Source organism: Pseudomonas sp. 3296 (genome assembly GCF_031456615.1).
Taxonomy (GTDB): domain Bacteria; phylum Pseudomonadota; class Gammaproteobacteria; order Pseudomonadales; family Pseudomonadaceae; genus Aquipseudomonas; species Aquipseudomonas mucoides.
Genome location: NZ_JAVDUY010000001.1, coordinates 464,897 through 477,444, shown reverse-complemented (window position 1 = coordinate 477,444; position 12,548 = coordinate 464,897). Strand labels below are relative to the sequence as shown.

Genomic DNA, 12,548 nt, shown 5'->3' with positions numbered 1-12,548 from the left:
TTTGTGGTTTATGCAAAGCAAGAAAAAGTCGTTGGAAATAGAAACGCTCAGAGGCCTGGCGTGCCTGCTGCTGGTGCTCTATCACGTGATAGGGCCGCTTGGTGGCGGACTGAAAATTGACCTGGGATCACCTTTCCGAATCCTGGCGGACTCGATGGTGTACGTCAGGATGCCGTTGTTCACCTTTATATCGGGCTATATCTATTCCATTTACAAAATCAGAGGCAATGACTTCTCTGCTTACTGTGTGGGCAAGATCAGAAGGTTGATCGTGCCGCTGTTCTTTGTCGGTGTTCCATTTTCGGTGCTGCAGGCTGTGGCGCCGGGGGTGAACAAGGACGTCGGGTTGATGGACGCCTTATTGTCGTTTTACCTGCCGGTTAACCATTTCTGGTTTTTGCAGGCGGTTTTTATCATCTTCATGTTTGTCGGATTTCTTCAGTGGCGCGGTCTGCTACAGACGCCGACTCGCCTGAACCTGTTGTTTTTGTTTTCCGCAGCCGTGTTCCTGATGCCGCTTTTTCCAGTCGATGCGTTTGGCATCAACGGTGCTATTTATTTGCTGCCGTTCTTTGTGACGGGGATGATTTGCCACGAGAATGTCGACGCGTTAAAGCGATCGCTGAAAGTGTTCGGGCCCGTGGTGTTCGTCTTGATATCGGTCGCGCTGCTCTACATTGCCGCTGTGGATCGCGAACTCATCGTCGATCGCAGGAGTGTGTTCGGATTGCTCGTTGGCTGTATGTCCTGCGTCGCGCTACTGTCGACCGACATGCGCTCGAAAGTGCTGATCTGGCTCGGTGGATACTCCTACGCGATATTCCTCTTTCACGTGCTGTTTGCCGCCAGTTCACGGTTCGCGTTGGGTCGCTTGGGCGTCACGGATGAAAGCGTCCTGGTCTTTGGCGGTGTGTTGTGCGGGTTGTTGGGGCCGGTGCTGTTATCGAATGTTTTTAGCCGTTTCACCCTGACCTCTGTCCTGTTTTTGGGCGAGCGGGCGAGCCGCAAAAAAGGGGCAGAAGGTGTCTCACTCCTGACCGCCAAATAGAGGAATCAGGCCAATGGTTTATATCGATGATGTACGTCCCGTTTCGACGCCGGTTATCGAGGTAAGAAGTTCAAGCGAACGTCTTTCCGGCCTGGGCAAGGGTAAGTCGGGAGAGGTGCTGGACATCTCAGTGGTTGGCGACAGCTACAGCGCCGGGCAGGATTTTTATCTGAATGACCTCACTCAGCGCCTGGCGAAAGACTTCGGTTTCGCCGGGCCTGGTTATGTCGGGTTTAACCACGGCGCCGCGCTCGGCGGTACGAACTTCAAGTACACCCGAAGCAACAAGCAGTACTTCGGTGGTGACTGGGACGTTTCCAGTCTTGGGCAGGCGAGTCCGGACAGTCGCACGGTTACCGGGCAGACGGGTGCTTATATTGAGATCGACGCTAAGCAGACGGCCGTGATCAATACGTCCATTGGCCAAGCCAAACTGCTCTACCTGGGCAACGGTAAAACCAGTGAGATGAGGTATCGATGGGCACCTTCCGACACGTGGCAGTCGTTGAAGATGGCGGGTACCGGGGTTCAGGAAGTGCAGTTAAGTGCCCCCACCCGTGACGATTGGGCATTAAGGCTAGAAGTGGTCAAGGGGGCTCCGACATTGTTTGGCCTGTGGATGGCCAATGACCGTGGCGGTATCCGGGTCTCAAAACTTGCTGCTTCGGGCGCCGCTTCCGCTGACTTTTATAACAGCGACAGCCAATGGCAGGCCCAGTGGAAGGGCGTCGTTTCAAAGATACCGGCAGACATCTACCTGATTATGTTGGGCGGTAATGACCAAGGGTTTGGCGTTAAGCCCAAGGATTATCTGGAGAACATGAAAGGCTTGGTGCGGATGGTTCGCGAGGTTCATCCAGCGGCGAGCGTCAATGTGATCCTGCGCGAGGACACAACACGTTCCAGTGCGTATCCGATGTCGGACTATGCCCAGGTGCTTGAACCGTGGGCGCGTTCGCAGAACATTGCCTATTGGAATTTGCAGTGTACGTTTGGTCCCGACTTCGAACGCTACGCCAGTGACGGACCGACCCCCATGATCGGCCCTGACAAGATTCACCCCATCCCGGGTTCGGGAGGTCGGCTTATTGCCGATTATGTCTATCGACTGCTTGTCGGCAAGTCACCGTGTGGTGCCGCTGCGAAGTAACCCTTCACCGCTCAAAGTGTTCCAGCCGACTCAGCAGCTCTGCAGTTTTCAGAGGCATGAGTTCGGGATCACACCGCGTTTCAACATTGATGACGATCGCCGGGTCGCTATAGCGAATGCGAACCCGGAACCGCCAGTCGTTGAAAATCACTTTAAGCCCGTCGCGTTCATCGACATCCAGAGCCTGGTCGGCATACAGACTTTTCAGGTGAGCCAAGAGGGAGAGCGGGTCCCTGATCGGGCGATGAATATCGCCCGAAGAGGGGAATACTCCGATCCGCTCAACCAGCAGGGTTGTGCCCAGCCAGGCGGCCGTGTCGAAGGATAACGACGGCGCTTTTGACAGCCAGGCCATCATCCCGAAGTTGCTCGCTTTCAGTTCAGTGTCTACCGAGCGTTTTGCAGTGGTCATAGTGGCCTGCCTGGATGAAAGAGTGTGACGAGGGCTCCGCAAGGTGAGCGGTGATTGGGCTGGGTCGTTTGGTTAAAGGCCCTTGAGATACAGCTGCTCATAGCAAAAGTTGGTGGCATCGATATAGCCTTCTGCACCACCACAATCGAAGCGCAGGCCTTCGAACTTATAGGCCAGCACGCAGCCATTTTGTGCCTGCTTCATAAGCGCATCGGTGATCTGGATTTCGCCGCCCTTGCCGGGTTGGGTATCGGCGATCAGATCAAAAATATCCGGGGTCAGAATGTACCGGCCAATGATTGCCAGATTGGACGGTGCGTCCTCAGGCGCTGGCTTTTCAACCATGCTGTTGACGCGGTAGATCCCTTCGGAAATCAGCTCGCCGGCGATCACCCCGTACTTGTGAGTCTGATCCCGCGGGACTTCTTGAATGGCGACGATCGAGCAGCGGAATTTTTTGTAGAGCTTGATCATCTGCGCCAGTACGCCGTCACCTTGCAGATTCAGGCACAAGTCGTCCGCCAGTACCACGGCAAAGGGTTCGTCACCGATCAAGGGACGGCCGCTGAGAATCGCGTGCCCCAGGCCTTTCATTTCGACCTGGCGGGTGTAGGCGAACGTGCAGGTTTCTATCAGCTCGCGCGTGCCAGCCAGGAACTTTTCTTTCTCGGTGCCGCGAATCTGGTGTTCCAGCTCATAGCTGATGTCGAAATGGTCTTCCAGTGCGCGTTTGCCCCGACCGGTCACGATGGCCATGTGCTGCAAACCGGCGTCCCGTGCTTCTTCAACGGCGTATTGGATTAAAGGCTTGTTGACGATCGGCAGCATTTCCTTCGGCATTGCTTTAGTTGCAGGCAAGAAGCGTGTGCCATAGCCGGCGGCGGGGAACAAGCATTTACGAATCATAGATATATCCTGGAAAGACATTGTTCACAGTCACACAAAAGACGGTGACCGTGAGTTTGGATGTTTTACGGTGGTTGTACTTTAATACCTGAGACATGGTTTGATGGCAATTAATGGCATGCGCAGAATGGGGTGAATGTTATTAGTTGTCGGGCCTGTCAGTGTTTGGTTAGTTTTAGTCGGTGTCTATTAATAGTGTCGGTTCTTGTGAAGTGCTAATAAGTCATTGGCGTCAATTATTGCGTGCGCCAAAAATTTTAAACGTGGCGCGCAGTTGAATACTTCAATACCCCACTATGGACCGCTCTATGAAGATTCTGGTAACGGGTGGAACCGGTTATATCGGTTCTCACACCACACTTGCGCTGCTTGAAGCGGGCTTCGAAGTGGTTGTGCTGGACAACCTGAGCAATAGCTCTGATGCAGCGTTGCATGCCGTTGAAGCCATCTGCGGAAAGTCCGCATTGATGATTCACGGGGACGTGTGCGACAGAGCCTTGCTTGACCGGATTTTCCAGGCGCACTCCATTGATGCGGTCCTGCATTTTGCCGGCCTCAAAGCCGTAGGCGAGAGTGTGCGCAAGCCGCTGGAGTATTACGAATCCAACGTGTGCGGGAGCATCATGCTCTGTCAGGCCATGGCCGCGGCCGGAGTATTCCGGTTGGTGTTCAGTTCCTCGGCCACGGTGTACGGTGCGCCTGAGCAGATGCCGATTCGTGAAGACTTTCCGACGGGCACGCCCACCAATCCCTACGGGCAATCCAAGCTGATCATCGAAAACGTGCTGCATGACCTGTGTGCGGCGGAGCCCCGCTGGAGCATCGCACTGTTGCGGTATTTCAATCCGATCGGCGCTCACTCCAGTGGGCAGATGGGCGAAGACCCCAACGGGATTCCCAATAATCTGGTGCCTTACATCAGTCAGGTTGCTGTCGGCAGCCTGCAGGAGTTATCGATATTTGGTGACGATTACCCCACCGTCGATGGCACCGGCGTGCGCGACTACATCCACGTCGTGGACCTGGCAGACGGGCATCTCAAGGCGTTGCAGACGATCTCGACGCGCACCGGGATCAATATCTGGAACCTGGGTACTGGCGACGGTTACAGCGTTTTGGAAGTGTTGCGGGCATTCGAGCAGGCTTCGGGCCGGGCGGTGCCATATCGCGTGATGCCACGACGTTCGGGCGACATTGCCGAGTGTTGGGCTGACCCCTCCAAAGCGGCGAAGGAGCTGGGCTGGAAGGCCACTCGGAATTTGCAGGAAATGATGGCCGATACCTGGCGTTGGCAATCGAATCATCCTCGTGGATATGCCGATCAAGGCTGACGGGCGGGGTTACAGCGTCCTGCTTTTCTGCTGAACTGTTATATAAGGACGCGATGTTAATTATGGTCGGGAAAATTGACTGGCAACCCATCCGGCAAGTCCGTAGATATAAAGAACTCGCAGGAAGGAGTTTGATATGAAGAAGATGATGGTAATTGCCCTGTTGTCCATGATGAGCAGCTGGGCACTCGCAGTCGAAGAAGAAGCCCTCACGCTGGATACCCAAGTTGTCGGTGATGTGACGGCTGGACAAGCAGTATTGGCTGGCACAGCGCTGGTTGCCGGTGCAGTGGCAGCGTCCAACAGCGGTGGAAGTTCCAATGGCGGGACCACCGGCACCACGGGTACTACCGGGACGACCGGCACCCATAACTAACAACTTTCGCACGTGTAATACAAGATTGCCCGGCTAACACTGGGCGATCTTGTTTTGGGTTTGCCCTTGAATAGCGTAGTGCCATTATGATTCGTAGTGTTCCTTTTTTAATGCTGGCAAGTATTGCTTTGCAAGGTTGTATGTTTTCGCCGGGGCAACATCTGAGCACCAGTGATATCACGCGCGAAGGTGCCAGCGAAAGCAGTCGGGTCGAGCTGATTCCGATCACTCCCAAGCTCATCGCCATGGACAGGGCAACACAGGTCCATGAGTCACTCCCTCCAGAGTTGTTGACCTCCCCTGCTGAATATCGCATTGGTAATAACGATGTCTTGTACATCACGGTATGGGATCACCCCGAACTGACGGCACCGTCCGGCGCGCAGCAGCAGATCGATGCAAACGGCCGTCTGGTTCGTTCCGATGGCACGCTCTACTACCCCTACATCAAAGAAGTCCAGGCTGCCGGCAAGACCATCCAGCAACTGCGATCCGATATCGCCGAGAAGTTGTCGACCTTCATTTCGGACCCGCAAGTGGATGTCGCGGTGTTGCGCTTTGCCAGTCAGAAAGTGGTGGTGTCGGGTGCCGTGTTGAAAGCCGGTCCGCAAGCCATTTCCACCAATCCGCTCAACGTTGTTGAAGCCTTGGGTTCCGCCGGTATTGACCCGCTTAATGCCGACTTGTCCGGGTTGCTGTTGACGCGAAACGGGCGGGTGTATCCGTTGAATCTGGATGCACTCAATCAACAGAATGCCGAGTTGCAAAAGGTTTACCTCAGAGGCGGCGATCAGTTGTACCTGCCGTACAACGACAGCAAGAAGATTTACGTCATGGGCGAGGTCAATCAGCCACGCGCGTTGACCTTCAAGACCCGCACCATGAATCTTTCTGACGTTATTGGCTCGGTCGGCGGGTTGAACCAGACCACCTCTAACGGCAACGCCGTGTACGTCATCCGGGGCGTAGAAAACCTCGATGTAGAACCCGCCAAAATCTATCAGCTGCAAGCCGAGTCGCCTTCCGCCATGGCGCTCGCCACCCACTTCGATGTTCGCCCCCAGGACATTGTTTATGTGGGCCCTGCCAACGTCACCCGCTGGAACCGCTTCATCAGTCAATTGGTGCCATCGGCCTCGATTCTGGGCATGGGCGCTGCCGCACAAAACAACTTAAGCGAAGCTAACTCCCGATAAGGTCTGGTCCAACTGTGAGAACGTTGAAAGTTAGCGTCTGCTTGATGGCGGCCTTGCTGTTGTGTGGATGTAACCCGCTGATGAAGGCCACGCTGGCGAACTTCAAAGCCGTGGCCGGCGGGCCCGACGACCTGGAATTGACCCCGGCGCAAATAGCCGAAGTTCGCTATCCCCAACTCAAGCTGACCACCCCTTCGGGTGTAGGGGTGTTGGCGATGGTGCGTGAACGAGGTGACTTGCAGTACTGGGTCGCATCCGGCAAGCAGGTGCTGTTACTGCGCGATGGCCTGGCCGTTCGCAGTGTCGGACTGGGTTTCGACGGGGATCTGGACGGGACCCGTTTTGAAGCGGTCTCGCCGTTCAAACAAGGGCTGCATTCGCTGCCCGATGGCTACACCAGCCAGCGCTGGATCGATCTCTATCACGGCTATGAAGTGGGGGTTGCCGTGAGCAGTCGCTTCACGCGACACCCCATGGAAACCATCAGGATTCTGGACAAGGAGTACGCCGTGATGCGTGTCGATGAGCGTATTGATGCACCGGCTATCGGCCTGCATGCAACCAATCATTATTGGGTCAATCCGCAGAACGGTTTCATCCTGCAGAGCGAGCAACAACTGACTGCACAGCTCAGGGTAACGATCGTTCAGCTGACCTCTGAACGCAGGACTGTCCGTTGAAGTATCCCAAGGTTTTATGGACGTGCCTGTGGTTGATCTCCGGCGGCGTGAGCGCGGCAGTGTCCGTCAGTGGCGACGTGCGCAATCCGGGGCTCGTTGAGCTGCAACCCGGTGCTCGCGTGCTGGATGTGATGCGCGTCGCGCAACCCAATCCTGAAGGCTACTGGCTGGCGGCGGCCTGGCTGCGACGGCCCTTGCTCGAAGAGCAGACTCGGCTTAAAGCCGGCGTCTTGTTCGATCTGAAAGTGCTGCAGCGTACCGCGTTGCTCCTGGATCTACCCAGTCGAGCGGCGCTGGCGTTGCGGTTGTACGAGCAAGTCAGCCATTGGCCCGTCACGGGGCGCCAGGTGGCCGTGCTGGACCCGATCTCGGTCGAGGTCGGGTTCGCGCTCAATTTTCGCGTGGCTGACGGCGACAGCCTGATTTACCCGATGCGTTCCGATGTCGTTGAAGTGTTGGGCGCTGTCGCCGCACCGTGCCGGGTTGCGTATCGCGCCATGCAGGAAGCGCGGGATTACCTGCAAGGGTGTTCGCCGCTGGCCGATGCTGAAGCCGATTACCTGTGGATCATTCAGCCCGATGGCATCACCCGTCGGGTCGGCATTGCACCGTGGAATCGCGAGAGCGGGCAGGTGCCTGCGGCTGGCAGCAAAATCCTGGTCCCTGTCAAAAACGATGATCTTAGTCCGCCTATACCTGAACTGAATCAGCAGTTGGCCGAATTTCTTGCCACGCAACTGGCTGGGGTGGTTCCTTGAATTTACGTTTTGCTGCAGTACTGTTGTTGCCTTGTGGTCTGGCTCATGCAGAGCCGCGATTTACCCAGAGTGATTTTGGTGGCGTGGGCTTGATGCAGACGCCGACGGCCCGAATGGCGCCGGCCGGCGAGCTGAGCGTGAATGCCAGCCGCACCAGCCCCTATAGCCGCTACAGCGTGTCCTTGCAGCCCTTTGAGTGGCTGGAAGGCTCGTTTCGCTATACCGCAATCACGAACCGCAAATATGGCCCCGAGTCCCTGAGTGGCGACCAGAGCTATAAAGACAAGGCCGTGGACCTCAAGCTGCGCCTGTGGCAAGAAAGCCACTGGGCGCCCGAGTTGGCCGTGGGGTTTCGCGACATCGGGGGGACCGGTCTGTTCTCCAGTGAGTTCGTGGTCGCCAACAAGCGCTATGACGACTTCGATTTCAGCGCGGGTGTTGCCTGGGGCTACCTGGGCAATCGCGGCGATTTCGATAACCCGTTGGGGTGGGTCGATGATCGCTTCAAGACCCGGCCAGCCAGTGAAGGCACCGGCGACGTCAATACCAATGCCTACTTCCGTGGGCGTCCTTCGTTGTTCGGCGGCGTGACCTACCAGACGCCTTGGGAGCCGCTCAGCCTGAAACTGGAATACGAAGGCAACGACTATAAGAACGAGCCGAAGGACAACCAGATCAAGCAGGACTCGCCGGTGAACATCGGCGCGGTGTTCAAGCTGACCGATTCGGTTGATCTCAGCGCTGGTTGGGAACGCGGTAATACCGCTATGTTCGGCATCACCCTGCACACCAACTTCGTCAGCCGTAAGGCACCCACCAAGACCTACGATCCACCTGCGGAGCGTCTGCCGGCCCATGCACCGGTCACCGCGCCGGATCAGGTCAACTGGGCCAACGTCTCCCAACGACTGCAGCAAAATGCAGGCTACAACGTTGAACGTATTGCCCAGCGCGGCTCAGAGTTATTGGTGTACGGCGAACAGTCGAATTATTTCTATTCGGCCAAAGCTGTCGGCCGCGCCAGCCGGATTCTGGACAACAGCGTCAACGACGATATCGACTGGTTTACCTTGGTGAACAAGCGCTACGACATGCCGCTGGACGAAACCAGTGTGCCTCGCGAGACCTTTCGCGAAGTGGTCAACAATCAAGAGCCGCTGCAAAGCCTGCACCGTACGACCGAGGTCAATGCGCCGGTGCCGCACCGGGAGACCACGCTCTATACCGGGAAGCTCAAACCCTTCAACTACGGCCTCGGGCTGGGTTACAAACAGAACGTCGGTGGCCCGGATGGTTTGCTCTATCAACTGACTGCCGATGCGGACGCCGAGTACCGCTTCACGCGCAATACCTGGTGGAGCGGCCTGCTCAGTGCCAATCTGGCGAACAACTACGACCACTTCACCTACGACGCGCCGAGCGGCTTGCCCCGGGTGAGGACGGACCTGCGCAAGTACCTGACGACCTCGGATGTGACGATGCCGATGTTCCAGCTCAGTCATGCCGAGCAGTTGGATAAAGACCTGTATGGCATGGTCTACGGTGGTTACCTGGAATCGATGTTTGCCGGTGTTGGCGGTGAAGTGCTGTTCCGTCCAATGGGGGAGGGCTGGTCTGTCGGCGCGGACCTGAACTACGTGCGTCAGCGTGAGTTTGACCAAGGTTTTGGCCTGCGGGACTACTCGACCGTTACCGGCCACATCACCGGTTATACCGATTTGCCGTTCGAATCCCAGGCGGCCATCAGCGTCGGCCGTTATCTGGCGCGGGATTGGGGCGCCACACTCGACTTGTCACGGCAGTTCAATAATGGTGTGAAATTCGGCGCCTGGGCCACGTTGACCACCGCAACCAGCGAGGAATACGGCGAAGGCAGTTTCGACAAGGGCATTTATATCTCCATTCCGTTCGACGAAATGATGAGTATGTCGACGATGCGTCGCGCCAATATCGTCTGGTCACCGCTGACCCGGGACGGTGGTGCGCGGCTCAATCGCAGCTACTCGCTGCACGCCATGACCGAGAGCCGCGACAGCGACTTGTTCTATCGCAACTTCGACAAGATCACCGAGTGAAAGGCGGGCGATCTACAGCGCAACTGACGCTGTAGATCGTCCGTATCAACTGCAAGACCTGGCGCGGAGTTCTCTGCGCTATCCCACTCTTGAATCAGCATTGCTACCTGAAAGACACCCATGAAAAAGGGGACTTGCGTCCCCTTGTGGTGTTGCTTGTGTCTGTCTACCAAGCCATCAATAAATGTCTTTGGACAGCAAGGTGAAAGGCGTCTTCACCAGGATCTTCAGGTCCAGCCACAACGACCAGTTGTTGATGTACTTAAGGTCGATCTCCACCCGTTTCTGCATCTTGTCCAGGGTGTCCGTTTCACCGCGGCAACCGTTGATTTGAGCCAGCCCGGTAATCCCCGGTTTGATTCGGTGACGGGCCATGTAGGCGAGGATTTTCCCGGAGTAGTAGTTGTTGTGTGCAACGGCGTGCGGACGTGGCCCGACCAATGCCATGTGGCCTTGCAGCACATTGATCAGCTGCGGCAATTCATCGAGCGAAGTACGGCGGATAAAACGTCCAACCGGGGTAATGCGCGAATCGTTACGACTGGCCTGCTTGACCTCATGATCATCGTGCACGCGCATCGAGCGAAACTTCCAGACCTGGATCACCTTGCCGTTCCAGCCGTGACGGTCCTGCTTGAAGAATACCGGGCCTGGCGAATTGAGTTTCACCGCCAAGGCAATGAGCAACAACAGTGGGCTTAGAAGGACAATGGCCAACAACGCCACGCTCTTTTCCAGCAGGCTTTTACTCAGTGCCGCGGTGGGCTGGCTGGTCAACGGGCTTTCATTCAGGTAGATCGCCGGCAAGCCGTCCACGACTCTTACTGAGTGATTGAGCAGCGTCAGACTATTCAAGTCCGGCACCCAGACCACGTCTACGTTGGCACCCAGCAAATCGATATACATGGCCTCGATTTTCGCCGCTTCGCTCAGGGGCAGCGTAATGTATAACCGTCGGATGTCATGGGCTTCGATCAGCTCCAGCAGTTGCTCCTGGGGGCCCACGATACGCGGTGAGCCCGGCGCTGGCGCAAGCGTGGTGTCCGTGCTGACCAGGCCCACCAGCGGGAAGTGCTCCAGGCTGCGCAGTTTGCGGGCCAATCCCAATGCCAGTTCGCCAGTCCCCACGATCAGGGTCTTGTGCTCGCTTTGAAGCGACCGCTGATAGTATTGCGAGAATCCGTGTAACGGGACGTACAACAGCGCTTGCCCGAGGTAGCCGCAGGCGGCCCAGACCAGGATAAGTTGACGAGAAAACAGTTCGTCAGCCTTACAGATAAACGCCACACAGGCTAACGCGGCCAATGTCATTGACCAACCCATGAACAGACGTCCCAAGCCCGTCAGATAGTTATCTTTCTTTGCATAGACGCCGCACCATGTATAGGCAGGCACCGAAGCAAGTACAGTCAGAATTGCACAGACTCGATAATAGAACTCTAGCGTTCCGGTGTGGTAATAAACCAATGAAAACAACAGGGCAACTACAAAGCCCTGACCCAGTGCCCATTGTCCCCAGAAGGTCAATCCTTTGAGGTGGGTATTTCGATTGATACGAAGATTGTTAACCATGCGATATCCCCAAAATACGTCCATTCGCGCGTCGACAGACAACAGCCAAAGTTGATTTAGCAAACGTTATTATTTTTATAAGATGGCAAATCATTAGTGGGCGAATTGCCACTATGCGGTGCGCTCGCCAGTGAATAGATTAATTGTTTGGGAAAAAGGCTGTCTGACGACTTCTAACGGCTGACAAGTTCTGCTGGTTGTTTATCTTGAGCGGTGGGGTGTTAGAAATAGTCGATAAAGGTAAGTTGGGGGGGGCATGTTTGGAGGGGGGCGTTTCAGCTGCGAAGGGGGGAGTATAAAATAGTGTGCTTTCTTGTTTTTGTAATGCACTACACGCAGAGTCGTTGCGTTTTTCAGGTGAGGCTTTTTCCTCGTATGATTTTTTGTGTCAGGCAATAACCTCGGTTCCTGACCGCTCGGAACAGGCGTTCGCCATTACTGGCGTTTTTAAACTTTTCCTGTAGTCGGCTAAGGCACATCTCAAGACCTCGATAATGTTCCGGCTCTCTGCCGATGCTCCGAATAAGATCATCTTTGCTCACGACGCGATCATCATGGTTGAGCATTTTTTTGACCAGCGCGGCCTCGAGGCCAGTCAATACAATCTCGGTATCATCTCTGATTAGAGCTCCGTTGCCGTTGCTCAGTCGCCAGGCTTCTGTATGGGAATTGAGTGGTTTTGCAGCCCTGTGCATGGCGTCCGAGGCTTCATCTGTGCGAGCGTTACTGTTATTGAATCGCGTGTCGGGTTGGGCTGTTCGCCACTCGGATTCGAATGTCGAAAGCATGCGCTGTGTATCACGTTTGATAACAGGCGGGACAATACTGTCCAGGTGAGGGGAAAAAAACTCCATCAGCTTAGGGGGTGAAGAGGGTGGGACAACACCTTCGACAAACATTTTTGCCTGTGCGGTGCCAAATGAGTTGTATCGCTCGTTCGACAGCAATGCTTCCAGCTCAAGTTGTAATGCCGAGCTGTGAGTAACGACGACAAAATATTTTCTGGGGAGGGTTGTGCTGCTTTCCATGTCTTCTCTCCTGAAG

The 12,548-nt window shown here is 55.7% G+C and carries 12 protein-coding genes; 8 read left to right on the top strand and 4 right to left on the bottom strand.

Features of this window, described 5'->3' with window-relative positions; genetic code table 11:
• Positions 1–10 precede the first annotated feature (10 nt).
• Together J2X66_RS02345 and J2X66_RS02340 are read left to right on the top strand one after the other, a co-directional pair.
• Positions 11–1,048, top strand: coding sequence for an acyltransferase (locus J2X66_RS02345; RefSeq protein WP_310260364.1), 1,038 nt, complete (start codon positions 11–13; stop codon positions 1,046–1,048).
• Between the two features lie 13 nt (positions 1,049–1,061).
• Positions 1,062–2,198, top strand: a complete 1,137-nt coding sequence (locus J2X66_RS02340; protein ID WP_310260361.1) for an SGNH/GDSL hydrolase family protein — start codon at positions 1,062–1,064, stop codon at positions 2,196–2,198.
• Positions 2,199–2,202: 4 nt separating this feature from the next.
• On the opposite strand, the gene J2X66_RS02335 is transcribed toward J2X66_RS02340, so the two are convergent.
• Both J2X66_RS02335 and galU read right to left on the bottom strand, forming a co-directional pair.
• A complete protein-coding gene (locus J2X66_RS02335; RefSeq protein ID WP_310260358.1) occupies positions 2,203–2,610 on the bottom strand; it encodes a mannose-1-phosphate guanylyltransferase in 408 nt (135 codons plus the stop codon).
• A gap of 72 nt (positions 2,611–2,682) precedes the next feature.
• Positions 2,683–3,516, bottom strand: coding sequence for a UTP--glucose-1-phosphate uridylyltransferase GalU (gene galU / locus J2X66_RS02330; protein WP_027921649.1), 834 nt, complete (start codon positions 3,514–3,516; stop codon positions 2,683–2,685).
• Positions 3,517–3,824: 308 nt separating this feature from the next.
• Here galU and galE point away from each other — a divergent pair, with 308 nt between their 5' ends.
• The 6 genes from galE (at position 3,825) to J2X66_RS02300 (ending at position 9,932) form a co-directional block, all read left to right on the top strand.
• The gene (gene galE, locus J2X66_RS02325; RefSeq protein ID WP_310260354.1) at positions 3,825–4,847 is read left to right on the top strand and encodes a UDP-glucose 4-epimerase GalE; all 1,023 of its coding nucleotides are present in this window, start codon (positions 3,825–3,827) and stop codon (positions 4,845–4,847) included.
• Between the two features lie 136 nt (positions 4,848–4,983).
• A complete protein-coding gene (locus tag J2X66_RS02320; protein WP_310260351.1) occupies positions 4,984–5,223 on the top strand; it encodes a hypothetical protein in 240 nt (79 codons plus the stop codon).
• A 140-nt stretch (positions 5,224–5,363) separates the two neighbouring features.
• Positions 5,364–6,419, top strand: coding sequence for a polysaccharide biosynthesis/export family protein (locus J2X66_RS02315; protein WP_310260348.1), 1,056 nt, complete (start codon positions 5,364–5,366; stop codon positions 6,417–6,419).
• 14 nt (positions 6,420–6,433) lie between these two features.
• Positions 6,434–7,099, top strand: coding sequence for a YjbF family lipoprotein (locus J2X66_RS02310; protein ID WP_027921645.1), 666 nt, complete (start codon positions 6,434–6,436; stop codon positions 7,097–7,099).
• Positions 7,096–7,857: a capsule biosynthesis GfcC family protein gene (locus tag J2X66_RS02305; RefSeq protein WP_310260343.1), complete on the top strand. Its 762-nt coding sequence runs from the start codon at positions 7,096–7,098 to the stop codon at positions 7,855–7,857. Before J2X66_RS02310 ends, J2X66_RS02305 begins: the two co-directional genes overlap by 4 nt.
• Complete coding sequence (locus J2X66_RS02300) at positions 7,854–9,932, top strand: YjbH domain-containing protein (RefSeq protein WP_310260339.1); 2,079 nt, start codon at positions 7,854–7,856, stop codon at positions 9,930–9,932. Before J2X66_RS02305 ends, J2X66_RS02300 begins: the two co-directional genes overlap by 4 nt.
• 177 nt (positions 9,933–10,109) lie before the next feature.
• Here the strand turns inward: J2X66_RS02300 and J2X66_RS02295 are convergent, their stop codons facing one another.
• The gene (locus tag J2X66_RS02295) at positions 10,110–11,504 is read right to left on the bottom strand and encodes an undecaprenyl-phosphate glucose phosphotransferase (protein WP_310260336.1); all 1,395 of its coding nucleotides are present in this window, start codon (positions 11,502–11,504) and stop codon (positions 10,110–10,112) included.
• 353 nt (positions 11,505–11,857) lie between these two features.
• Positions 11,858–12,532: a helix-turn-helix domain-containing protein gene (locus J2X66_RS02290; protein WP_310260333.1), complete on the bottom strand. Its 675-nt coding sequence runs from the start codon at positions 12,530–12,532 to the stop codon at positions 11,858–11,860.
• Between the last annotated feature and the right edge of the window lie 16 nt (positions 12,533–12,548).